The organism is Leifsonia sp. YAF41 (assembly GCF_052113185.1).
GTDB lineage: Bacteria > Actinomycetota > Actinomycetes > Actinomycetales > Microbacteriaceae > Cryobacterium.
In genome coordinates this window covers 258,746-279,939 of sequence record NZ_JBFRCS010000007.1, presented here as the reverse complement: position 1 = coordinate 279,939, position 21,194 = coordinate 258,746, and the positions used below count along the sequence as shown (strand labels likewise).

At 64.8% G+C, this 21,194-nt stretch carries 17 protein-coding genes and 1 tRNA gene; 8 read left to right on the top strand and 10 right to left on the bottom strand.

Annotation, left to right across the window (positions count from 1 at the left end; all coding sequences use genetic code 11):
- Positions 1–3: 3 nt before the first annotated feature.
- Positions 4–564, bottom strand: coding sequence for a CGNR zinc finger domain-containing protein (locus AB4Y63_RS09115; RefSeq protein ID WP_441790729.1), 561 nt, complete (start codon positions 562–564; stop codon positions 4–6).
- Between the two features lie 168 nt (positions 565–732).
- On the opposite strand from AB4Y63_RS09115, the gene AB4Y63_RS09110 reads away from it, so the two are divergent.
- Positions 733–1,719 carry an EamA family transporter gene (locus AB4Y63_RS09110; protein ID WP_441790728.1) on the top strand — a complete coding sequence of 329 codons (987 nt, stop codon included), beginning with the start codon at positions 733–735 and terminating at the stop codon, positions 1,717–1,719.
- Here the strand turns inward: AB4Y63_RS09110 and AB4Y63_RS09105 are convergent.
- From AB4Y63_RS09105 to AB4Y63_RS09090, 4 genes are all read right to left on the bottom strand, one after another.
- Positions 1,716–2,114 (bottom strand): PPOX class F420-dependent oxidoreductase, encoded by a 399-nt coding sequence (locus AB4Y63_RS09105; RefSeq protein ID WP_441790727.1) that lies wholly within the window; start codon positions 2,112–2,114, stop codon positions 1,716–1,718. The genes AB4Y63_RS09110 and AB4Y63_RS09105 overlap by 4 nt on opposite strands.
- Before the next feature lie 95 nt (positions 2,115–2,209).
- Positions 2,210–3,655, bottom strand: coding sequence for an LCP family protein (locus tag AB4Y63_RS09100; protein ID WP_441790726.1), 1,446 nt, complete (start codon positions 3,653–3,655; stop codon positions 2,210–2,212).
- A 328-nt stretch (positions 3,656–3,983) separates the two neighbouring features.
- Entirely contained in the window at positions 3,984–5,501 is a 1,518-nt protein-coding gene (locus AB4Y63_RS09095; RefSeq protein WP_441790725.1) for a DUF222 domain-containing protein, read from the bottom strand.
- 146 nt (positions 5,502–5,647) lie between these two features.
- Complete coding sequence (locus AB4Y63_RS09090; protein ID WP_441790724.1) at positions 5,648–6,421, bottom strand: VIT1/CCC1 transporter family protein; 774 nt, start codon at positions 6,419–6,421, stop codon at positions 5,648–5,650.
- A 158-nt stretch (positions 6,422–6,579) separates the two neighbouring features.
- Between AB4Y63_RS09090 and AB4Y63_RS09085 the strand changes: the two genes are divergently transcribed.
- Complete coding sequence (locus AB4Y63_RS09085; protein WP_441790723.1) at positions 6,580–7,860, top strand: APC family permease; 1,281 nt, start codon at positions 6,580–6,582, stop codon at positions 7,858–7,860.
- Between the two features lie 49 nt (positions 7,861–7,909).
- On the opposite strand, the gene AB4Y63_RS09080 is transcribed toward AB4Y63_RS09085, so the two are convergent.
- The 4 genes from AB4Y63_RS09080 to AB4Y63_RS09065 form a co-directional block, all read right to left on the bottom strand.
- Positions 7,910–8,983 (bottom strand): ABC transporter ATP-binding protein, encoded by a 1,074-nt coding sequence (locus tag AB4Y63_RS09080; protein ID WP_441790722.1) that lies wholly within the window; start codon positions 8,981–8,983, stop codon positions 7,910–7,912.
- Positions 8,980–10,530 (bottom strand): ABC transporter permease, encoded by a 1,551-nt coding sequence (locus AB4Y63_RS09075; protein WP_441790721.1) that lies wholly within the window; start codon positions 10,528–10,530, stop codon positions 8,980–8,982. Before AB4Y63_RS09075 ends, AB4Y63_RS09080 begins: the two co-directional genes overlap by 4 nt.
- Positions 10,531–10,609: 79 nt before the next feature.
- The gene (locus tag AB4Y63_RS09070; RefSeq protein WP_441790720.1) at positions 10,610–11,659 is read right to left on the bottom strand and encodes an iron ABC transporter substrate-binding protein; all 1,050 of its coding nucleotides are present in this window, start codon (positions 11,657–11,659) and stop codon (positions 10,610–10,612) included.
- A 115-nt stretch (positions 11,660–11,774) separates the two neighbouring features.
- Positions 11,775–14,159 (bottom strand): penicillin-binding protein, encoded by a 2,385-nt coding sequence (locus AB4Y63_RS09065; protein WP_441790719.1) that lies wholly within the window; start codon positions 14,157–14,159, stop codon positions 11,775–11,777.
- A 336-nt stretch (positions 14,160–14,495) separates the two neighbouring features.
- On the opposite strand from AB4Y63_RS09065, the gene AB4Y63_RS09060 reads away from it, so the two are divergent.
- From AB4Y63_RS09060 to AB4Y63_RS09050, 3 genes are all read left to right on the top strand, one after another.
- Positions 14,496–16,205 carry an FAD-dependent oxidoreductase gene (locus AB4Y63_RS09060; protein ID WP_441790718.1) on the top strand — a complete coding sequence of 570 codons (1,710 nt, stop codon included), beginning with the start codon at positions 14,496–14,498 and terminating at the stop codon, positions 16,203–16,205.
- Positions 16,192–16,518 (top strand): metal-sensitive transcriptional regulator, encoded by a 327-nt coding sequence (locus AB4Y63_RS09055; RefSeq protein WP_441790717.1) that lies wholly within the window; start codon positions 16,192–16,194, stop codon positions 16,516–16,518. The genes AB4Y63_RS09060 and AB4Y63_RS09055 overlap by 14 nt, the downstream gene beginning before the upstream one ends.
- 103 nt (positions 16,519–16,621) lie before the next feature.
- Complete coding sequence (locus AB4Y63_RS09050; protein WP_441790716.1) at positions 16,622–18,100, top strand: DUF4389 domain-containing protein; 1,479 nt, start codon at positions 16,622–16,624, stop codon at positions 18,098–18,100.
- Positions 18,101–18,172: 72 nt separating this feature from the next.
- On the opposite strand, the gene AB4Y63_RS09045 is transcribed toward AB4Y63_RS09050, so the two are convergent.
- Positions 18,173–18,256, bottom strand: a tRNA-Leu gene (locus tag AB4Y63_RS09045).
- Between the two features lie 340 nt (positions 18,257–18,596).
- On the opposite strand from AB4Y63_RS09045, the gene AB4Y63_RS09040 reads away from it, so the two are divergent.
- Genes AB4Y63_RS09040 through AB4Y63_RS09030 form a run of 3 tightly spaced genes read left to right on the top strand, consistent with a single transcriptional unit; the run spans position 18,597 to position 21,185 of the window.
- Positions 18,597–19,346 carry an FhaA domain-containing protein gene (locus AB4Y63_RS09040; RefSeq protein WP_441790715.1) on the top strand — a complete coding sequence of 250 codons (750 nt, stop codon included), beginning with the start codon at positions 18,597–18,599 and terminating at the stop codon, positions 19,344–19,346.
- A gap of 2 nt (positions 19,347–19,348) precedes the next feature.
- Positions 19,349–19,951, top strand: a complete 603-nt coding sequence (locus tag AB4Y63_RS09035; RefSeq protein ID WP_441790764.1) for an FHA domain-containing protein FhaB/FipA — start codon at positions 19,349–19,351, stop codon at positions 19,949–19,951.
- A gap of 4 nt (positions 19,952–19,955) precedes the next feature.
- Complete coding sequence (locus AB4Y63_RS09030; protein ID WP_441790714.1) at positions 19,956–21,185, top strand: PP2C family protein-serine/threonine phosphatase; 1,230 nt, start codon at positions 19,956–19,958, stop codon at positions 21,183–21,185.
- Positions 21,186–21,194: the final 9 nt, after the last annotated feature.

Sequence of the window (21,194 nt, the reverse complement as noted above, 5' to 3'; positions counted from 1 at the left end):
GGGCTATTCTGAGGTGGATCGACGCGCCCGATAGGCCGCCACGTTCGCCCGGTTTCCGCAATTTCCGACATCGCAATAGCGCTTCGAGCGGTTGCGAGAGAAGTCGACGAGAACAGCTTGGCAGTCGTCGGCCGCGCAGATGCGCATCCGTTCGCGCTCACCGTTGCGAATCACGTCGACCCACCCCATGGCCGCCTCAACGAGGATGCGATCGGCCAGTGGGCTTTCGCTGCTGGTGGCATGCAGGTGCCAGCCCAGGTCGTCATGCCGCACGATCTGAGGGAGGGCGCGAGCCTCAGTCAGCATTCCGTTCACCCGGTTGACGACCTTCTCTTCGTCGGCGATCGTCCAGAGCTCGCGCAGGGGTTCGCGAATGGCCCGCACGCCGGCCAACTCGGCCTCGTCATGGGTTCGCGAACCGGTGTATTGATTGGCCCGAATGAAATCATCGAGCTCCGCCGGTGTCGACAGTTCATCACGCCCAGAGTCCGAGAGCTCGGGCAGCGTGTTCACGAGTGCGGCCGTCGAAATCAAGGTTGATTCGACGTCATATGCAAACAACACATTGACTCCTGACATGGTTTGAATTAGTGTCATGAGTATAACGCATTTGACTCATGACGTGCTGAATTTTCCCTTGCTTTCCATCAGCGGTAATCCCGAGTCGCTCGGCCAAATACCTCCCATGCTCACCCAAAATCTCTCCGAACGCCCTCCCGAAAGGAGCCAGCCATGACCATCCCACTGACGAACAAGCGGCTCGGCTCGGGCCTGGCCATCGCATTCTTGGCCGCGGCATCCTTCGGCATGAGCGGACCCTTCGTCGCCCCGCTCCTCGACGCCGGCTGGTCGCCCACCGCTGCCGTTCTCTGGCGCACGGCGGGCGCGGCCGTTGTGCTCGCCATCCCGGCGATTCTCACCCTGCGCGGCCGCTGGGGAATCCTGCGCCAGAACGCCGGCCTCATCCTCGCCTATGGAATCTTCGCTGTGCTCGGCTCTCAGCTGGCGTTCTACAACGCCATCGAGCACATGTCGGTCGGCGTCGCGATTCTCATCGAGTATCTGGCACCGGTCTTTCTGGTCTTGTTCTTCTGGGCCCGCACGCGCCGCCACCCGGGCTGGTTCACCATCGCCGGCTCGGCCGTCGCCCTCACCGGCCTCGTGCTGGTTTTGAACTTGGCCGGCGCCGCCCCCAGCGCCGTCGGCGTCGCTTGGGCACTCCTCGCCTCGCTCGGCGCCTGCATCTACTTCGTGATTTCAGCGCGAGCGGATGCCGACCTTCCGCCGATCGTGTTGGCCGCCAGCTCGATGGTGGTCGCCTCGGTCGGACTCGGCCTTCTCGCCATTACCGGGGTCGCTCCCTTCCACTTCACGTTTGGCGAAGTCGACCTGCTGGGTTCCTCCGTGTCGTGGCTCGTGCCGGCCGCCGTGATCCTCGGGATGTCCACCGTCGCCGGTTACCTGCTCGGCATCGCCGGAAGCGCACGGCTGGGCAGCCGGCTCGCCTCATTCGTCGGGCTGACCGAGGTGCTCTTTGCAGCCGTGATCGCGTGGGTGTTGCTCGGCCAACTTCCGGCCCCCATCCAATTCCTCGGGGGCGCCCTCATCCTGACCGGAGTTGTACTGGTGCGCATTCAAACCGAGCGGGAACCCGCTGCCCTGCCAACGCATGAATCGGTGGTCGAACCGGTTGAGTCCCGAGACCCGGTGCCGATCTAGACCGTCGCGTGCTCCCGCATCCCCGCCGACCCCATCACCTTCGCCACCTCGATGGCGATAACGACACGCTCCGGGTTCGGACGCGGGGTGCGGTAGCGCACACCATAGAGCTGCTCGCCCTGCGCGACAGACTCCGGATCCTCAAGAACCCGGGCCGGCCCCTCGAACGAAATCCAGCGGCCGCCGTCGATCTGACCGATCGAAGCCCGCCCGCTCCGCGCGACATTCCGCACCTTGGCGGTTCCCCGCGAAGTGATGATGCGGATCGTGCCGTCGAGGTAGGTGAAACCGACCGGCACCACATGGATGGTTCCGTCGGCGGCGAGGGTCGAGAGGGTGGCCAGGTGCCGATCGGTCACGAATTCGAGGGCATCGTCGGTCAGGTGGGTCTTCATTATCCTCAAGGTATCAGCGTGCCGGTGCCCGAATGATGAGAGGTCCTAATGATGAGGGGTCTCAATTGTTGAATTCCTCAGGTGCGATGAGTGCCTCAGTTGATGCAGGAACCGGCGGCGAAGTTGTGTGCCGGCGAGTCCTGGGCGGATGCCGGCGGCTCGGCCGCAGAAGACGAATCGCTCCCCGATGACCCACCTTCATCGGTGCCTGTACTGGGCGGCGTCACGGTCAAACCGTCCGTTCCAAGGATGAGGGTGACCCCACTGACCGTTGTGGAGAGGTCAACAATCGCTCCGGGCACGAATGCCGCGAGTGCTTTCGCCTGAGCCTCCATCCCCTTCGGGTACTCAATCGTCGTGGTCACACGGTTGTCGGCCGACCCAGCGGTCCCGGTGCCGAAGCCGAGCCCGCTCAGTGTGGATGTCGCCGCTGCAGCAGCACCATCGGTTTCGCCGCCGTTCAGCACCGTCACGGTCACCGCGTCGACCGGCGCGGCCTTCGCATTCGCGTAGGCGGATGGCGGACCAATCACGCGGGCGATGAAGCCGGGCATCGCGGCCGTGTCGACCTCGACGATATCCACCTCGTCGCCGTCGACGTCAATGGTCGGCGTTCCAGTGATTGGGATCGTCGCCGTGGTGATTTTGTTGGCATTCAACCCGCGCAGCTGAACGGCGAGGCCGAGGATGTCGAGCCCGGGGTCGGTTTCGATTGACGAGCTGACGGCATCAAGCACGTTCTGAAGCTTGACTGGATTCAGCAAAGTTCCGGCCGAGAGCATCTGCCGGGCCTCGGTCGTCAGGAAGTACTGCTGCCGGACCTGTCGATCCAGGTCACCGTTCGTCAAACCCTTGCGCTGACGAACGAAGGCGAGGGCCTGCTGCGCATTCAGCGTTGAAACGCCGGCCGGCAGATTCAGGGTGGAGTACGGGTCGTTCACTGCCTCATTGAGGCAGACCTGCACCGGGCCGAGTGCCTCAACGATGTTGTAGAAGCCGAGCATCGAGACCCGCACGAAATGGTCGATCGTTAGCCCAGACATGTTCTGAATGGTCTGGATGAGCAACTGCGCCCCGGCGGCGTCTCCCCCGTCTTGACTGCCATAGGCAAAAGCAGCGTTGAGTTTGTTCATTCCGTAGCCCGGGATGTCGACCCACGAGTCTCGCGGGAACGAGATCAGCGTCGCTGTACTTCCGTCGGCCGGTATGTGCAGCACCATCATGGTGTCGGTGTTCGTTGCACCGCCATCGTCTTCGGTGCCGAGTTGAGCCAGCTGCTCGGCCGTCGCATTGGCCGGACGGTGGTCGTCGCCGACCAGCAGGATGTTCTGATCAGTTCCATCGGCATCTGTCGCCGGCGCGTTCGAATGCGTGATCGCATCGATGTGGCTGATGCCCGCGGTGAACCGCTGGTAGTTGTAGACGACGTAGCCGCCGGTCACGAGTACGGCGATCACGACGATGATCGCACTCCAGCGCAGCGCGAGACGCGCGCGCGACGGTCGCCGACGCCGCGGAGGATCGATCTGTTGCTCAATCACACTTCAGAGTACGAGGCAGACCACACAAGAACCGGCACATTTGATGCTTCCCAGCTGACGGCCAGTATTCTCCCGGACGGCAGCTCGTTGGTCAGAACACCAGTTCCTAGGTTTGCCGTTTCAGATTTCTTGTAATTCGAATTACAGAAGTGTAGTTATTAACAGCAGTTTGCACAGTGTGGATAACTTTTAGCGCCGTCGCGGTCTCGGTGGTCGAGGAGCAGCCGACGGAGTCGGCCGTGTCTCGAGGCCTCGTGAGCCGCTCTCGGGAACGCGGTCATCGCGGTGGTCGAGCCTGTCGAGACCCGGTGGGCCAGTCCCGGGACCGCTACCGGCCGAGGGCGGTGTGGGCGCGGTGTTGGTTGGCGGGGAGCCAGTCTCCGCCGAGTCCCATCCAGGGTGGTGCCTTGACGTGCACGGCGCCGTCGACGAGTTGGATCAGCCAGCCGGAGGTGTCGATCGTGTGGTGGTGGTACCAGCAGAGGGCGACACCGTTGTTGACATTGGTTGGGCCGCCGCGATACCAGGGAATGACGTGGTGCATTTCCGCCCAGTTGGGTGGGGAGAGGCAGCCGGGGATGACGCAGCCGCCGTCGCGGGCGAGGATCGCCCGGCGTTGCACCCGGGTGAAGAACCGCGTGGTCATGTCGAGCTGGAGGACTTCGCCGTTGGCGGCGAAGACGATCTTCTGCATCCCGCCGGCGCAGACCAGGCGTTGCACGGTACTGATCGACAGGGGCGCCTCGACGCCGTCGGCCCAACCGACCCCGGTGCCGTCGAGCAGGTCTTTCGCGTTCACGTGCACCATCACCAGGGGTGCCGCCCCGCCCATCGTCGGGGTGTTCTTGTCGCGGGCGGCGGCGGCGAAGACGCCGCGAAGGATGTCGGCGCGTTTCTCGCCGCCGGTGCGGGGATCGAGGGCCTCCAACTGGTCGGCGCCGGGGATGACCTCGCCGGCGTCGATCCGGGCCTGCTCCTCAGCCTCGTGCGTGGCTTGTTCCTCGGCGGTCGGGAACCGGCCCGGCTCGGCCGGAACCGGCTGCGAATGAGCGCTCAAGTAGGTGTCGAAGATCCCGTTCATCACCCCGCGGAGCTCCGGAGTGACCCCGCCGCGCAAGGGATACAGCCCGTCGCGGAATTGGCCGAAGCCGAAAGTGCTGCGGGCCGCCATCACCGTCCCCTCGGCTGGGGCGGTGCCGTCGGGGTCGAGGAGCGCCTTCCACTGCAGCACCTGCCCGCGGATCAGGTCCGCCGGGAACGCGAACCCGGCATTCGGCAGGCCCTCGTTCTCGGCCGTGACCGTGCCGGTCGCCGAGGCGACCAAACCCCGCTCGGCCGCGTCGACGTCCGTGGGGGCCAGGAAACTGGGCAAGTCGGAGAGGCCGGTGACGATCTGTTCGGCCGCGTCGACCCCGATCGTCCCGTTGGTCAGGGCGTCGGCGACGACCGGGTAGCGGGGTGGCAGGGTCGCGCCGACCACCTGGGTGATCCGGGTCTTCGCACCGAGCCTGACCCGTCGTTTCGCCTCCCGGGCGGACACCCGGGTGACCATCGTGATCAGGTCGGTGCCGGTGGCGCAGCCGCGCGTGCGCGCCAGAGACTCGTTCTGGGTCCGGGTGTCGGAGCGCGCGTCGACATCGGCGGCCAGCATGACCCGGCCGGCATCAACTAGGCGGCCGATGCCCTCCATTGCACTCAAACTGCCGAGAACGTCATCGTCGGACAGTAAATGGGTCTGAAGTTCGGCCATCACGTCGACCAGAAGCGCCTGAACCTGCGCCATGACCGCGGCCACCGGAGTGTCGGTGGTCGGGGTGATGATGAGGGAAACAGGCTCTGATTCCATGCCTCAATTCTCTCAAATTGGGAACTGGAATACGAGCATTTCTCAGGATCGGTGGATAACTTTTCTAACGTATGTTCTGTGGAGGAGCGCGCCCTCAACCCCGAGAAGTCTGCGGTCCCCTCGACCGTGCGCAGCCGCCTCGACGCCTAAACGACGCCCGTCGTTCCCAGCAACATGCCGACGAGGAAGGTCGCCACCAGGGCGATCGCTCCACCGAGCACGACACGCACCACGGCGCGTATGCGCGAACTTCCGCCAATCTGCGCGGCCACGGCGCCGGTCACGGCGAGGGCGAGCAAGACAACGACGAAGGTGAAGGGTATCCGCCAAGCCTCAGGGGTGAGCAGAATTGCCAGAAATGGCAAGATTCCGCCGATGGTGAACGAGAGCGCCGACGCGAACGCCGCATGCCACGGACTCACGACATCGGTGGCGTCAAGGTGCAACTCAGCCGACAGGTGAGCCGCCAGCGCATCGTGAGCGGTGAGTTCCACGGCCACTTGCTGAGCAGTCTCCGGCGAAAGCCCTTTCGCTTGGTAGATCCCGGCGAGTTCCTTCAGCTCCTGCTCCGGCATCTCTTCGAGCTCGCGCCGTTCCTTGGCTATGAGCGCCTTCTCGCTGTCGCTCTGACTGCTCACCGAGACATATTCCCCGAGTGCCATCGAGATCGCGCCACCGACCAGCGCGGCTGCACCCGCAGTGAGAATCGCACCGGAGGCCGGCGTTGCCCCCGCCACACCGACGACAACCGCCGCTACCGAGACGATGCCGTCATTGGCGCCAAGCACGCCGGCCCGCAGCCAGTTCAGCCGTTGAGCCAGCCCCTGCCGATGCGGCTCGTCCGGATGCGACGCCTCGAGATTCACTGCGTCACGATTCGCCGCGTTGGAAATCGGCTCAGAGTTGGAATCGTGTCTCATTTCGGAAGTCATAGCGCTACTCAACCACGAAGGATGAGCCGATTCCACCGATCTCCGCTTTCAGATCGGACTGCGTGGTGCGTCAGCGAGCTGCGTCAGATCGGCAACGATAGAACCATGCACGCGAGGCCACACCACCCACTCCGCGGAGTTCAACAGTGACGACTGAACATCCCCGTCTGGCCCGACGCCTGGGGGTCGCCGACGCCACATTCATTGGGCTCGGCTCGATGATCGGTGCCGGAGTATTCGCTGCCTTCACCCCCGCCGCACAGGTCGCAGGCTCCGGGATGCTGGTGGGTCTCGTCGTCGCGGCGCTCGTCGCGTTCTGCAACGCCACCGCATCCGCTCAGCTGGCCGCCGTCTATCCCTCGTCCGGCGGCACCTATCTCTACGGGCGCGAGCGCCTCGGCCCGTGGTGGGGATTTCTGGCCGGCTGGAGTTTCGTGATCGGCAAGACAGCGAGTTGCGCGGCGATGGCCCTCACCTTCGCAGCCTACGCGGCGCCCGCAGGCTGGGAACGCCCGGTCGCAGTCGCAGCCGTCGTAGGCCTGGCCGCCGTCAACTACCGCGGAGTCACGCGCACCGCACTACTGACCCGGGTGATCGTGGTGATCGTTCTTCTGAGTCTGGCCGTCGTCGTCGCGGCGGGATCCAGCACCGGACTGCCGGAGACCGGTTCGCTCGAGCCGTCCTCATGGCTCGCGCACGGCTGGTACGGCATCCTGCAATCGGCGGGGCTGCTGTTCTTTGCCTTCGCCGGATACGCCCGCATCGCGACAATGGGCGAGGAGGTCAGGGACCCGGCACGCACCATCCCGCGCGCGATTCTGCTCGCATTGACGCTGGCAGTCATCGTCTACGGCGTCATCGCCGTGGTCATCCTCGGCACGCTCGGCGCCTCAGGCGTCGCCGGTTCCGCGACCCCGCTGTTCGACACCGTCGCAGCGGCCGGCTGGGACTGGGCCGCACCCCTCGTGCGATTCGGCGCGGCGGCCGCGTCGCTCGGAGCCCTGCTCGCACTGATCGCCGGCATCGGGCGAACGACCCTTGCTATGGCCAGAGAAGGCGACGTGCCCCGCTGGTTGGCAGCGGTGCATCCGCGGTTCACAGTTCCGTACCGGGCAGAGGTCGTGCTCGCCGGCGTCGTCGTGATTCTCGTGTTGACCGTCGACCTACGCGGCGCGATCGGGTTCTCCTCGTTCGGCGTGCTGCTCTACTATTTCGTCGCGAACCTCGCTGCCTTCAGCCAGCCCACGGAGCAACGCCGCTACCCCCGGGCGCTGCAGGTGCTCGGCGCGGTCGCCTGCGGAATTCTCGTGGTCACACTGCCACTCGCGAGCTCTGCCGTCGGACTGGCTGTGCTCCTGGTCGGTGTGATTTATCGGATGCTGCGGCTCCGGCTTCGTCCAGAAATCTCTGGCGGGCCAGAAGGTTAGTCGCCCCCTCATTCGTTCTGCCGCAGAGGGCAGCAGAACGCAGCCGAAGCTAGTACGATACCCCACTGCCCTGGATCAGCACGGTCACCGCATCGCCCACTCGGTAGCCCGATTCAGCAGCGGCAACCGTAACAACGACCCGCTCGGCCGACCCGATCGCCTCAATCTCAACCTGCAGACGGGTTCCGCGCGGCGAGAGAGCACTGATCTGTCCGTTCGCCGGGGCCGCCGCATCCTGTCCGATCGTCAATTGTTCCGCCCGCAGCAACACTCTGATCGAGCTGCCGGGGCCGACACCCTGGGCCGTATTCTGATGGCGCAACGCGACCCTACCGAAGGCCGTCTCGGCCGAGTTTCCCTGCAGATGACCCGCCACGAACACGGCGTCCCCCAGAAAACTGGCGACCTCGGCCGAGCTCGGGTTGTCGAACACCGACAGTGGAGAACCGTGCTGTTCCAGCCGCCCGCCGGCAAGAATGCCGATCTGCTGGCCGAACATCAGCGCTTCGTCCTGATCGTGAGTGACCAGCACCGCCGTCGCGTCGCTGGCCTCGAGCGCCGCAATCACTGCCACCCGCGATTGCTCACGCAGCCCCGTGTCCAGCGCACTGAACGGCTCGTCGAGCACGATCATCTTGGGCGCAGGGGCCAGCGCTCGCGCGACAGAAACCCGCTGCTGCTGCCCGCCCGAGATCTCATGCGGATAGCGGCGCAGCAGATCCGCGGGCAACGCCACGAGCTCGGCGACCTCTCTGATCCGGGCCATCGACTCCGCCGCCCGCGGACCACGCGAACCACGTTCCCGGCGCGGCAGACCGAAGCGGATGTTCTGTTCCACGGTGAGATGTGGAAACAGCGCGCCATCCTGTGCCACGTAGCCGACCCCGCGGCGGTGTGCCGGCAGAAAAGTGTGGGGTCCGGACACCACGGTGTCGTCGAGCGCGATGGTTCCGCTGTCCGGGCGGGCGAACCCGGCGATGAGTCGCAGCAGAGTCGTCTTGCCGCTTCCAGAGGCGCCGACCAGCGCGGTTCGAGTCCCCGTCGGAATGGTCAGGGAGACGCCGGAGAGAACCGGGCTTCCCCCCAGCGCGATCGAGACATCCTGCACGCGGAGTGTGGTCATTGAGTGGTTCGATTCCGTGACTGGAGTGACATGAGAGCGACGGTCGGGATCGAGATGATCACGAGCAATAGAGCATACGGGGCAGCGTCGGAGTAGTTGACCGAAGAGCTTGCCGACCAGAATTGCATAGCCAGCGTACGGGTGCCGTTCGGCGCAAGCAGCAGGGTGGCGGTGAGTTCGTTAGCCACACCGAGAGCGACGAGGGCCGCTCCTCCCAGGATCGACGGCACAAGAAGCGGCAGAGTGACTCGAGCGCGGGCACGCAGTGGCGAGTTGCCGAGCGACTGCGCTGCCTCTTCGAGCAGGATCGGCGCCTGTCCCAGTCCGGCGCGAAGCGACACCAGGGCACGGGGCAGAAACATGATCAGATAGGCCACGAGCACGGTGAACGCCGTCTGGTAGAGCGCCGGCACCAGCCGGATCGTGACGGTCACGAGGGCCAGGGCAATGATGATGCCCGGCAGACTGCTCGCCAGATAGGTCGAGCCCTCAACGACCTTGCTGATGCGGCTCGGATGTCTGATGCTCAGCCAGGCCAGCGGCATCGCCACGACGATGGTCAGCAGCGCACCGCCGATGGCGAGCAGAACGGTCTGCGTGATCGCTTGCAGAATCTCGGGCTGTGCCCAGGGGTCGCCGACGCTCAGCCAGCGCGCGATGCTGCCGAGCGGAACACCGACCGCGAGAAGAGTGACGACGGAAGCCGCCGCGAACGCCGGAATCAACGAGCGACCGAGACGCTGACGTTCGGCCGGACTCGAGGCGCCCGAACCGATACGCGCGTAGCGGGCCCGTCCCCGCGTAGTGGATTCGACGGTGAGCACGAGCAGGCAGAGCAGAGTGAGCACGATGCCGAGGGCGCTGGCCGCCGGGCCGGCGAACGTCGACTGGTACTGCACGATGATGGCCGTTGTGAACGTGTCGAAGCGGATCAGAGCGAACGCACCGTACTCGGCGAGCAGGTGCAGGGCGACGACGAGTCCGCCGCCCCAGATCGCCAGGCGCAGCTGCGGCAGCACGACGCGAGTGAACACTCTCGGTGCGGTCATCCCGAGCGACTGGGCCGAGTCTTCCAGCGCCGGGTCGAGCCGGCGCAGCGTCGCAACGGCCGGCAGAAAGACCAACGGCGAGTACGACAAGACAGCGATCAGCAGACCCCCGCTGAGCCCGCCGATCGAAGGGATGAGACTCACCCAGGCATAGCTGCTGACGAAGGCCGGAATGGCCAGGGGTGCAGCGAACAAGATCGCCCAGACGCGACGGCCCGGCAGAGTGGTGCGTTCCACCAGCCACGCCTCGCCGACGCCGAGGGCGACACACAGCGGAACCCCGATCACGACAAGCAGAACAGTGTTGACGAGCAGCTCGCCGACCTTCGGCCGGAAGATCAACGGGCCGAGCACATCCCACCCGGTGTTCAGCATCGTAACGATGACAAAACCGACCGGAACCAGTGTGATCACCGCAATTGCGACGGTGACGACGACGAGAAGGGCGGAGGGGCGTGGGCCGGTGGCCCTGCCCCTCCGCGTGCCCGGAACGGTCACCGAAGCGACCGGTTCTGGGCCGAGAGAGCGATCATTGCGTGGGGTCCATCGAGAAGTGGTTCGGTGAGGTGAAGCCTATTTAGATGAGACCGGCCGCCGTCATCAGGGTGGTGACCTCGGTGCTGTTCAGGGTCGACGGGTCGATCACCGGTGCTTCGAGGGTATCGAGAGCCGGCAGAGCCGGGTTGGCTGCGACACCGCTGCCGACGGGGTACTCGAAGCTGGTGCCGGTCTGCAGGATGCCCTGGCCGGCCTTGCCTGTGATGAATTTCAGGAAGGCCTGTGCTGCGGCTTTGTTCTTGCTCGTCTTCAGCACGCCACCGCCCGAGACGCTGACGAATGCACCCGGGTCCTCGTTCTTGAAGTAGTGCAGCTTCGTGTTGTTGCTGTTTTCGCCGGTTCCCGCCTGGTCACCGAACCAGTAGTAGTGGTAGATGACGCCGGCCGGCACTTCACCGGCGTTGACCGCCTTCATGACTGTGCTGTTGCCCTTGTACTCGGAGAAGTTCTCCTTCATCCCGGCGAGCCAGGTCTCGGTGGCGGCGGTGCCCTTCTCCTCAAGAAGCGCGGAGACGATGGCCTGGAAGTCGGCGCCACTCGGCGAGGCGGCCCACTTGCCCTTCCACTCCGGCTCCTGCAGGTCGAGCAGCGAGGTCGGCAGCTCAGTTTCCGGCAGCAGGCTCGGGTTGTAGACCAAGACGGTGGAACGCGCGGCGATCCCGGTCCAGGTTCCGGTCGAGGGCTTGTAGGCGTCCGGCACCTGAGCGAGCGTGTCTTCGTCGACCGGGGCAAACAGCTTGGCGTTGTCGACGAGCGACATGGCCGGGGAGTTCTCGGTCAAGAACACGTCGGCGGGCGATGCGGCGCCTTCCTGGATGATCTGGTTGCCGAGCTCGGAATCTGAGCCGTTGCGGAGAACGACCTTGACGCCGCTCTCCTTGGTGAACGCATCCGCCCAGGCCTGGGTGAGCTCTTCGTGCTGAGCGTTGTAGACGGTGATCGAGCTACCGGCGAGTGATTCCGGTGCACCGGATCCCGCGGTGGACGGCGCCGGCGAGGGTGCGGAGCAACCCGTCAGAGCGAGTGATGCGACAGCGAGCGTGACAAGCGTGGGGCGAAGGCGTTTCATTGGATCCCTTGATGAGGTGCGTGAAGGCAAGCCTAACCTTACTCACTCACCACCGGTCGCCGCACCAGTGAAAACTCTCAGAAAGATCGACCGCGCCCCCGGACGCACCTGGTTTCTACGGCGTGGTGGCCGGAGGAACCGGAGGAGCTGGAGGAGCCGGCGGCGCGACAGGTACTGGTCCGAGGCTCACAAAGATCTCGATTGAAGCCCCGTGCGGCGCCGACCCCGACGGGTTGGAGCCCGCGATCAGACCTGCCTGAACGTCGGAGTTCTGCGGAGCCCCGTCGACAACAGTGAAGCTGGCCTTTTCCAGGATGCTGCGCGCTTCGGTCGGTGATTTGCCTCGCACATCCGGAACATCGGCTTGAATGACGCGGAATGCCGACGAGTCGGGTTCTTGAAAAGCGTCACCGCCCCAGGCGTTATCGGCCACGGTCATGATCCGCGGCCAAATTCGGTGCCGCGCGGTCGCGGCTCTACCGCTCTCGAACCTCATGTCGCGCAGGTTGGCATCACCCGTGACGTTGCCGACCCACACTGCCGTCGCCGCCTTCGTGCTGGCACCGATCATCCAGGTGTCCTTCGCGCCATCGGTTGTTCCGGTCTTGCCAATGTGCGGCACGCCGGTTCCCGTGTTCGATTCGACGGCTGTTCCATCCCCGGTAAATGTCTGTTTCATGGCATAGGCCATTGCGGCCGCCACGTTGGCGGGAACCGACTGCTTGCAATCGGACTTCGGCGGGGCGATTTCTGCACCGTTTCGATCGACGATGCGGTCGATGGCGATCGGCGAGCAGGTGATCCCATTGTTTGCGATGCCGCCGAAGGCGCTGGCCATTGTCAGCGGCGCGAGCTCCTGAGTGCCCAACACATCGGAGGGGAACATCTGAAGCGGATCGCCGTTCGCTCGGTGCACACCGAACGATTCAGCGAGCTGCTTGATCTTGCACAGGTCGAGCTGCTGGGCCATCGCCACATAGCTGGAGTTCACCGACCACCTCGTCGCGTCGACGGCGTTGTTGGCGATGCGGCCGTCGTCATTGCGCGGCGGAAACGACCCGCTCCAGTTTCCATCGCAGCTGTTGGTGAACCGAGTGAAGGTGCGCTTGCGACCATCGAAAGTCTCCCGCAGCGAGTGTCCGGCGTTCACCCACTCCCCCAGAGTGAAGACCTTGTAGGTGGAGCCGGGCTGAAAGCCGCTCGATCCGCCGTAGTCGATGTCGGTGTTGTAGTTGATGGATGTCCAGCCCGGCCCGTTGGCAGCTAGCACGTCCGGGTCGTTGCTGAATGTCTTGTTCTGCGCCATGGCCAGGATGCGCCCGGTCTCGGGTTGCACGGTGACCGCCGTCGACCCCACGTCGAATCGGGGGTCGACGGTCGGAACGTTCTCGTTGACGGCTGCCTCCGAGGCGACCTGCAATCCCAGGTCCAAGGTGGTGTAGATGTCGAGTCCACCGCGGCGCAGTCGCTCAACGCGCTCTTCAACGGTCGCACCCAAGGCGTCTCCGTTGCGGATCGTCCAATAGACATAGTCGCAGAAGTAACCGGATCCGCCCGCCGTCTGACATCCGGATGTCGGCGGTGTGATCACGGGGGCGACCGGCACTGCCACCGCCGCGTCGTACTGCACCGGCGTGATCTTCTTGTGGAGCAGCATCCGGTCGAGGATGTAGTCGCGTCGATCCTTGTTTCTGGCGTAACCGTTGGCGGCCCCGTTGGTTTCGCTGTCCGGGTGATCCAACCGAAAGTCCTCGGGATAGTTCACGATGGCGATCAAGCTCGCCGCCTGCTCCAACGAGAGATCCTTCGCGCYGATCCCGCCGAAATAGTACTTGCTGGCTGCCTCGATGCCGTACACCGTTCCGCCGAAGAAGGCGATATTGAGGTAGCCGGTGAGGATCTCGTTCTTCGTGAACTTCTTCTCGAGCCCGATGGCCAGGCGCATCTCTTTGAGCTTGCGGTCAGGCTCTTGCCTGATGGCGGATTCGATGGCTTCGGTGCGTTCTTCCTCTGTCTTAGCGCTCATCACTGCGTTCTGCACGAGCACGTTCTTCACGTACTGCTGCGTCAGCGACGAACCGCCGCCACCACCGTCCAGTTTGAGGAGGAGCTTGACGGTTGCCCGGGCTGTTCCTTGCACATCGATGCCGCCGTGAGAGTAGAAGCGGGGGTCCTCGCCGGCCACCGCCGCATCCTTGGCGAACTGGGAGATGCTCTCCCAGGGCACTTCTTCGCGGTTCTGCTCGTAGAAGGTGGCCAGTTTGACGGTTGATCCATCGGCGGCCGTTGCATAGATGTTTGACCCTTCGGCGAGTTCACCGATATTGAGGTAGCTCGGCAGATTCTCGAAAAGACTGATGGAGCTACTCGCCGCCAAGCCCGACACCGTCAGAGCCGGAGTGACCGCAACGGTCACCAAGAGGCCGGCGACGGCGCTCATCCCGATCAAACCCACAAACGCTCCGAACCCACCCGCGAAGCTTCGTTTTCCATTCCCCATCGTGCGAGGCTACGGGACGCATGTCGGATCCACACCCTCCGTAGGGCTGATCTTCCCGATTGGGGGGCATCCGGTCCACGGCATCCTTGCAGGCTTCGGTATACCCCCCGGGGTATGGTGAACTAGCCAACACCCCTGAAGGAGAACCTCAATGTGCCGTGCTGTGACCTGCAAGACCTGCCAGAAGACGAGTTGGGCGGGCTGCGGTCAGCACGTTGATGAGGTGATGCGTGGCGTGAAGAAATCCGACCGCTGTGCGGGCCACGCCGATGAGGCCCCCGCCCGTGGCGGATTTCTCGCCCGTCTCTTCGCCGGTTCGAAATGACGGCGCGCGCTATGAAGGTCGTCATCGTCGGCGGCGTCGCCGGAGGCATGTCGGCGGCAACGCGGTTGCGGCGTCTCGACGAGTCGGCCGAGATCGTCGTCTTTGAGCGCGGCGAGCATGTCTCATTCGCCAACTGCGGGCTGCCCTATTACGTCGGCGGTGCGATCGAAAACCGTGACAGCCTCCTGCTGCAGACGCCGAAATCCCTGTTCGACCGCTTCCGGCTCGACGTGAAGACCAATCACGACGTGCGCTCGATCGACCGGGAGAACCGCCGTGTCGTGGTTCTCGATCTCACGACCGGATTCGAGCACACCGAAGAATACGACTCGCTCATCCTGGCCGGCGGCGCACAGACGCGCGACGACATCTCCGGCACCGGAATCCCGGTGCGCACCCTCCGCACAATCGATGACGTTGACTTCATCACGGCCGAGCTGTCTGTCGCCGGGCCCGGGGCCCGAGTCGTGGTCATCGGCGGCGGCTTCATCGGGTTGGAGGCGGTCGAAAACCTGGTGCGGCGTGGGCTGAATGTCACCCTCGTGCACCGGGGGGCGCATCCGCTCTCGCCCCTCGACCCCGAAATGGCAGCTCCGGTTCTCGACACCCTCACCGCGCAGGGCGTCGACGTGCGCACCCGAACCACTGTGACCCGGCTGACTCCGCATGGGGTGCGTCTCGACGACGGCAGCGAGATCGCGGCAACCCTGGTGGTCGACGCGAGCGGGGTGCGCCCTGACACGCGACTTGCCGCGGCCGCGGGTCTCACCATCGGTGCGGCGGGAGGGATCGCCGTCGATGCTTTTCAGCGCACCAACGATCCCTCTATCTATGCGGTCGGCGACGCGGCGGAGAAAGTCGACGCCATCGGCGGCGTCGCCACCCTCGTCACCCTGGCCGGCCTGGCGAATCGCCACGGGCGAAGCGCGGCGGATGCGATCTGCGGCGTTTCAGAGCTACCGAGCACACCGGCCTTCGGCACGGCCATCGTCGGGGTCTTCGACCTCACGGTCGCCCTGACCGGGTGGAGTGAACGACGTCTGCTGGACGCCGGCCGACCTCACCGCGTCGTGCACACCCATCCGCTTTCGCACGCCGGCTACTACCCCGGCGCCGAGCAGATGGCGGTGAAGCTGCTGATCGACGCCGAAACCGACCTGATTCTCGGCGCGCAGATCGTGGGACTCGACGGCGTCGACAAGCGCATCGATGTGATCGCCACGGCCATGGCCGGCGGTCTGACGGCGTCCGCCCTCTCTCGGCTCGAACTCGCCTATGCGCCTCAGTACGGCTCGGCGAAAGATGCGGTGAACTTGGCCGGCTACGTGGCCGACAACCTGGCGACCGGCGCGACCCGCAACATCCAGTGGCATGAGCTTGCCGAGGCTCGGTCTGCAGGAGCGATCCTCGTTGACGTGCGCTCGGCCGGCGAGTTCGATCGTGGCGGCATTCCGGGCGCGATCAACCTGCCGTTGGACGAGATCCGCGACCGGGTGGGAGAGCTGCCGGATGCGCCGCTCATCGTGCACTGCCAGGTCGGGCAGCGTGGGCACACCGCGGCCCGGCTACTCGCTCAGCTCGGCAAAGACGTGCAGAACCTCGACGGCGGATTCAAGACCTGGGAGGCGGGAGCCTACTCGACCCAACCCGCAGACAACACGGCGGCCGCCCCGATCGTGGCCGTGACCGACGAGAAGGAACCGGACTATGCAGCCCAGTGAGACCACAGCTGAGTCGCGAGCACGTGCCGGCGACATGGCTGCCGAGCAGCAGCGCAAGGTGTTGAACCGGCTCAAGCGAGCTCAGGGCCAGTTGGCCGGGGTCATTGCCGCCGTCGAGTCGGGTTCAGAGTGCCGCGACGTGGTGCTGCAGCTGGCCGCCGTCTCGAAGGCACTGGACCGGGCCGGTTTCACGATCGTCTCCTCGGCGATGCGGCACTGCCTGGCACCCGACGACCCGGGCGCCGACGCTGCCGACACCGGCACCGCACTGACCGTCGATGAACTAGAGAAGCTCTTTCTCGCGCTCGCCTAGGATTCTCGCCTCGCGAGTGCTCACGTCGTGGGTGCACCACTGACCCTGGTCGACTCTCGGCCGTTGGGTCATGATGAAGGCAACGAGAGTCGCAGGTGCCCCCATGACTGAATCGCCACCCACCCCCACTAGTCAGCCGAGCCCCGAGCCGGTGCGCCGTGCACGCACAGGGGCGGTGGTGCTGCTGATTGTCGGCAGTCTCATCGCATTGCTCGGGCTGGGGGTGATGATCGGAGCGGGTCTCTTCGGCGCCGTTGGGCTGCAGCAGAGAAACAGTGGCTATCTCAATTCGCCCTCCGCGACATTCTCGGCAGATTCCTACGCGCTCACTTCGCTGCCCGTCGACATCGCGGGCGACCACGCCACGGCCGACCGCCTGCCCTTCGACCTCGGCAGCATCAGGATCGCGGCGACCGCCGCCGACCCGACGCAAGAGATTTTCGTCGGCATCGCCAACGTGGACGATGTCAACCGCTACTTCGCGAATGTTCATCGCACGCTCGTGACGAGTGTCTCGCTCTCGCCCTCCCGGGTTCACTACCGCGACATACCCGGCACATTCACCCCGGCGCTTCCTGGCGACCAGGACTTCTGGGTGGCGTCGGCAGAAGGCGCGGGAACCCAGCAGATTGTGACCGAGCTGCGGAGCGGAAATTGGACGCTCGTCGTGATGAACGCCGACGCGACACCGAATGTGTCTGTCGACATGCGGGTCGGATTCCACTCCGATCTCTTTGGATTCATTGCGATCGCCCTACTGGTGGGCGGGCTGGTGGTGTTCCTCCTCGGCGTGGCATTGGTCGTGGCGGGGGCGATCGCGGCAGGTTCGAACGGTCAGCGGCCCGAACCGGTGCTCGGCAGGGCCGTCTATCCCGCCCGGTTGACCGCTCGTCTCGACGATCCTTCGCGCTGGATCTGGCTGTTCAAATGGCTTCTGGCCATCCCGCACTTCATCGTGCTGTTCTTCCTCTGGTTCGCGTTCTTCGTCTGTACTGTCATCGCCGGGTTCGCCATCCTCTTTACCGGTCGATACCCGTCGGCTCTGTTCAACTTCAACGTCGGTGTTCTGCGATGGAGTTGGCGTGTGGCGTTCTATACCTACTCGGCGCTCGGAACCGATCGGTACCCGCCATTCAGCCTGGCCAGCACCGACTATCCAGCCGACTTCGACGTGGCGTATCCGGAGCGCCTGTCGCACGGATTGGTGCTCGTCAAGTGGTGGCTGCTGGTGATCCCACAGCTGCTGGTCCTCTCGATCTTCACGGGCGGCACCTGGTTGTGGTTCCAGGCCTCCGAGTGGGACTCATATGCAGGCAAAACTGTCGGCTTCTCCTTACTCGGGTTGCTCGTCTTCGTTGCAGCGGTCATCCTGCTCTTCACCGGGTTCTACCCCCGGCCGTTGTTCGATCTGGTGATTGGAATCAACCGCTGGGTTTATCGGGTCATCGTCTATACCTCGCTGATGACCGATCAGTATCCGCCCTTCCGACTGGACCAGGGGCCCACGGAGCCGGAGTTGGTGCCAACAGCCGGGCCGCCACCGGCTGTCGCGGGCACCGCGGATCGACCCGGCGCGAGTTAACGCAAAAGGCCCCCGATTTCTCGGGGGCCTTTCGTGTGAGTCTGGTTGGCTCCAGCTCATTTTTCATTCGCGTGCGCGAGGGGGGACTTGAACCCCCACGTCCTTTCGAACACTGGCACCTGAAGCCAGCGCGTCTGCCAATTCCGCCACTCGCGCGAACCTGGAAATGCTAACACTTCCGGCTACCCCTTCGCCATTCGAGTGATCCCCCTGGAGTGTCGCGGGTGCGCCGGGCACGAATTCGCGGGTCGTTCACGCTCCTCCGGATGCCGCGGCGCGGGTCGAACGCCAGCGCGCGGGTCGAACTCAACCCGCGTCGCGGCGTCCGACCCGCGCGGCGCGAGAGGCCCACTCTCAGCGCCCACACACCCCTCGGTCAGCGCCGCGATGCCATACCCCCGTAGGATGACATTTCGTGTGCTCGCCGCCCTACCGGCGAGTTAACACCCGAGACAAGTAACATGCTCATAGCCAAACGGACCGGATCGGGAGACCTGTGGGCATACTGGATAACTTTGAAAAAGGCTTGGAACGCGCCGTCAATGGCGCTTTCGCCAAGACCTTTAAGTCGGGCTTGCAGCCGGTGGAGATCACCTCAGCGCTGCGACGCGAGCTCGACACCAAAGCTGCGGTCGTTTCACGCGACCGCATCCTCGCACCCAACCGCTTCACCGTGCGCATGGCGCCGGCCGACTTTCAACGGATGACTGGGCTCGGCCCGGCATTGGTCGACGAACTCATGCAGTTGGTGCAGCAGCACGCCGCATCCCAGCGCTATCAATTCGCCGGCGGCCTCTCCATCTCTCTGGCCGAAGACCGCGGTCTCGCCGAGGGAATGGTGCAGGTCGATTCCAGCACCGTGCAGGGCGGCGTCTCGTGGACCCCCGTGCTCGACATCAACGGCAAGCGCTACCCGCTCGTCAAGTCACGCACCGTGATCGGGCGCGGAAGCGACGCCGACATCACCGTCGACGATTCGGGCACCTCCCGTCGTCACGTCGAGATCCTCTGGGACGGCAGCCGCGCCCAGGTGCGCGACCTCGGTTCCACCAACGGCTCACAGCTGAATGGATCCCCGGTCAAGCAGGCAATCCTCGAACCGGAGTCGATCGTCACGATCGGCCGCACCAGCATCGTCTTCCGCGTTCTCGCGCAGGCCTCCTCCGTCGACCAGTTTGCTGACCGCCGGGTCGAAGACCCCACCGAACGCCACGACATGGGCGGATTCTGGGGGCCCGCCACATGAGCGTGAGCGAACTGACGCTTCTTGTCTTGCAACTGGGCTTCTTGCTGGTGCTGTGGCTGTTCATCTTCGGCATCGTCTATGCCCTGCGCAGCGACCTCTTCGGGCGCCGAGTGCGCAAGATGACTCCGGATGCTGCTGCTGCAGCCCCGGCCGCCGCACAGCCCGTCGAACCGCTCTTTTCGCCCGCCCCGGTCGCGGCATCCGCCCCCCTGCCGCCGGTGCTGGCCCCGACGCCCTCCGGCGCCGCGCTCACCGAACCGGTGTACGCACCGACCCCGTCGTCGTCAGGCCATTCGGTCAAGGCCACGACCCAGAACGCGAGCCGTCTGGTCATCACCTCCGGCCCGAAGGTCGGCACCGAGTTTCCGCTCACCGCTGAGTCGATCACGATTGGTCGCTCCACCGATTCCAGCCTGGTGATTCGCGACGACTACACCTCGACCCACCATGCGCGCCTGATGCTCTGGAACGGGGAATGGATGATCCAAGATCTCGATTCCACCAACGGCACGTTCCTCTCCGGCGCGCGGGTCGTCGTTCCGACGCCCGTTCCACTGAACGCTCCCGTCAAGATCGGCGCGACAACGTTCGAGCTTCGGCGGTAAGTGCATGGCGACAGTGAGTCACAGCGCCGCCGTCTCCCATGTTGGCAAGGTTCGATCCAACAACCAGGACTCGGGTTACGCTGGCCGGTCCCTCTTTGTAGTGGCCGACGGCATGGGCGGCCACGCCGGCGGTGATGTCGCCTCAGCGATCGCCACGAAGCGTGTCATGCAGGCTGACATTGACTACGCGACGGCTCAGGATGCCGAGTTCGCGCTGCAGGCCGCGCTCATCGCCGCCAATTCACAATTGGCCGAGACCGTCTTCGAGCATGCCGAACTCACCGGCATGGGCACCACTGTCAGCGCCATGGTCGTGTTGGACGACCAGGTCGCCATCGCGCATATCGGCGACTCACGCATCTACCTGCTGCGTGACGGTGAGCTCAGCCAGATCACTATCGACCACACCTTCGTGCAGCGACTCGTCGACAGCGGTCGCATCACTGAACAAGAAGCGATGGTGCACCCGCGCCGATCTGTGCTCATGCGCGTGCTCGGTGACGTCGAGTCGTCGCCAGAAGTCGACACGTCAATTCTCACGACCTTGCCCGGCGACCGTTGGTTGATCTGTTCCGATGGCTTGAGCGGTGTGGTCTCCCCCGCCGCCATCGCCAACGCCCTGCTCAGCGGCGCGAGTCCCCTGTCGGTTGCGACCCGCCTGGTCAAAGAGAGCCTGGATGCCGGTGCTCCCGACAACGTCACAATTGTCGTCGTCGACATTGGTGAGGGCCCGCTGCGCACCGCAGAGCCCGTCGTCGTCGGTTCGGCCGCCGCCCCACTCGCGTTCGGTGAAGAACCCACCCGCAACCGCCCGCTCCGTCTGCCCGGCCTGCGCCTGCACCCGGTGCGCGAGTCTCACTTCGAGCCGGACTCCCAGGACTACCTCTCCGAGCTCATCGAAGAAGACGCCCGTCGTGCCCGCCGACGCCGCTACACCTGGCTGACTGGCGTCATCCTGCTCGTACTGGCGATTAGCGGAGCAGCGGTGCTCGGCTACCAGTGGACGCAAACCCGGTTCTTCATCGGTGTGGAGGGCAGCAACGTCGCAATCTTCCAGGGCGTGCAGCAAGACCTCGGCCCGATCAAGCTCTCGCACGTCTACGAAGAAACTGACCTTCCCGTGTCCAGCCTGCGCATGTACGACAGGCAACAGGTCGAGCAGACCATCAGCGCCCCCTCGTTGGAGGACGCGCAACTCATCGTCGAACGGCTTCACAATGCCAACACCCCCTAAGCAACCGAT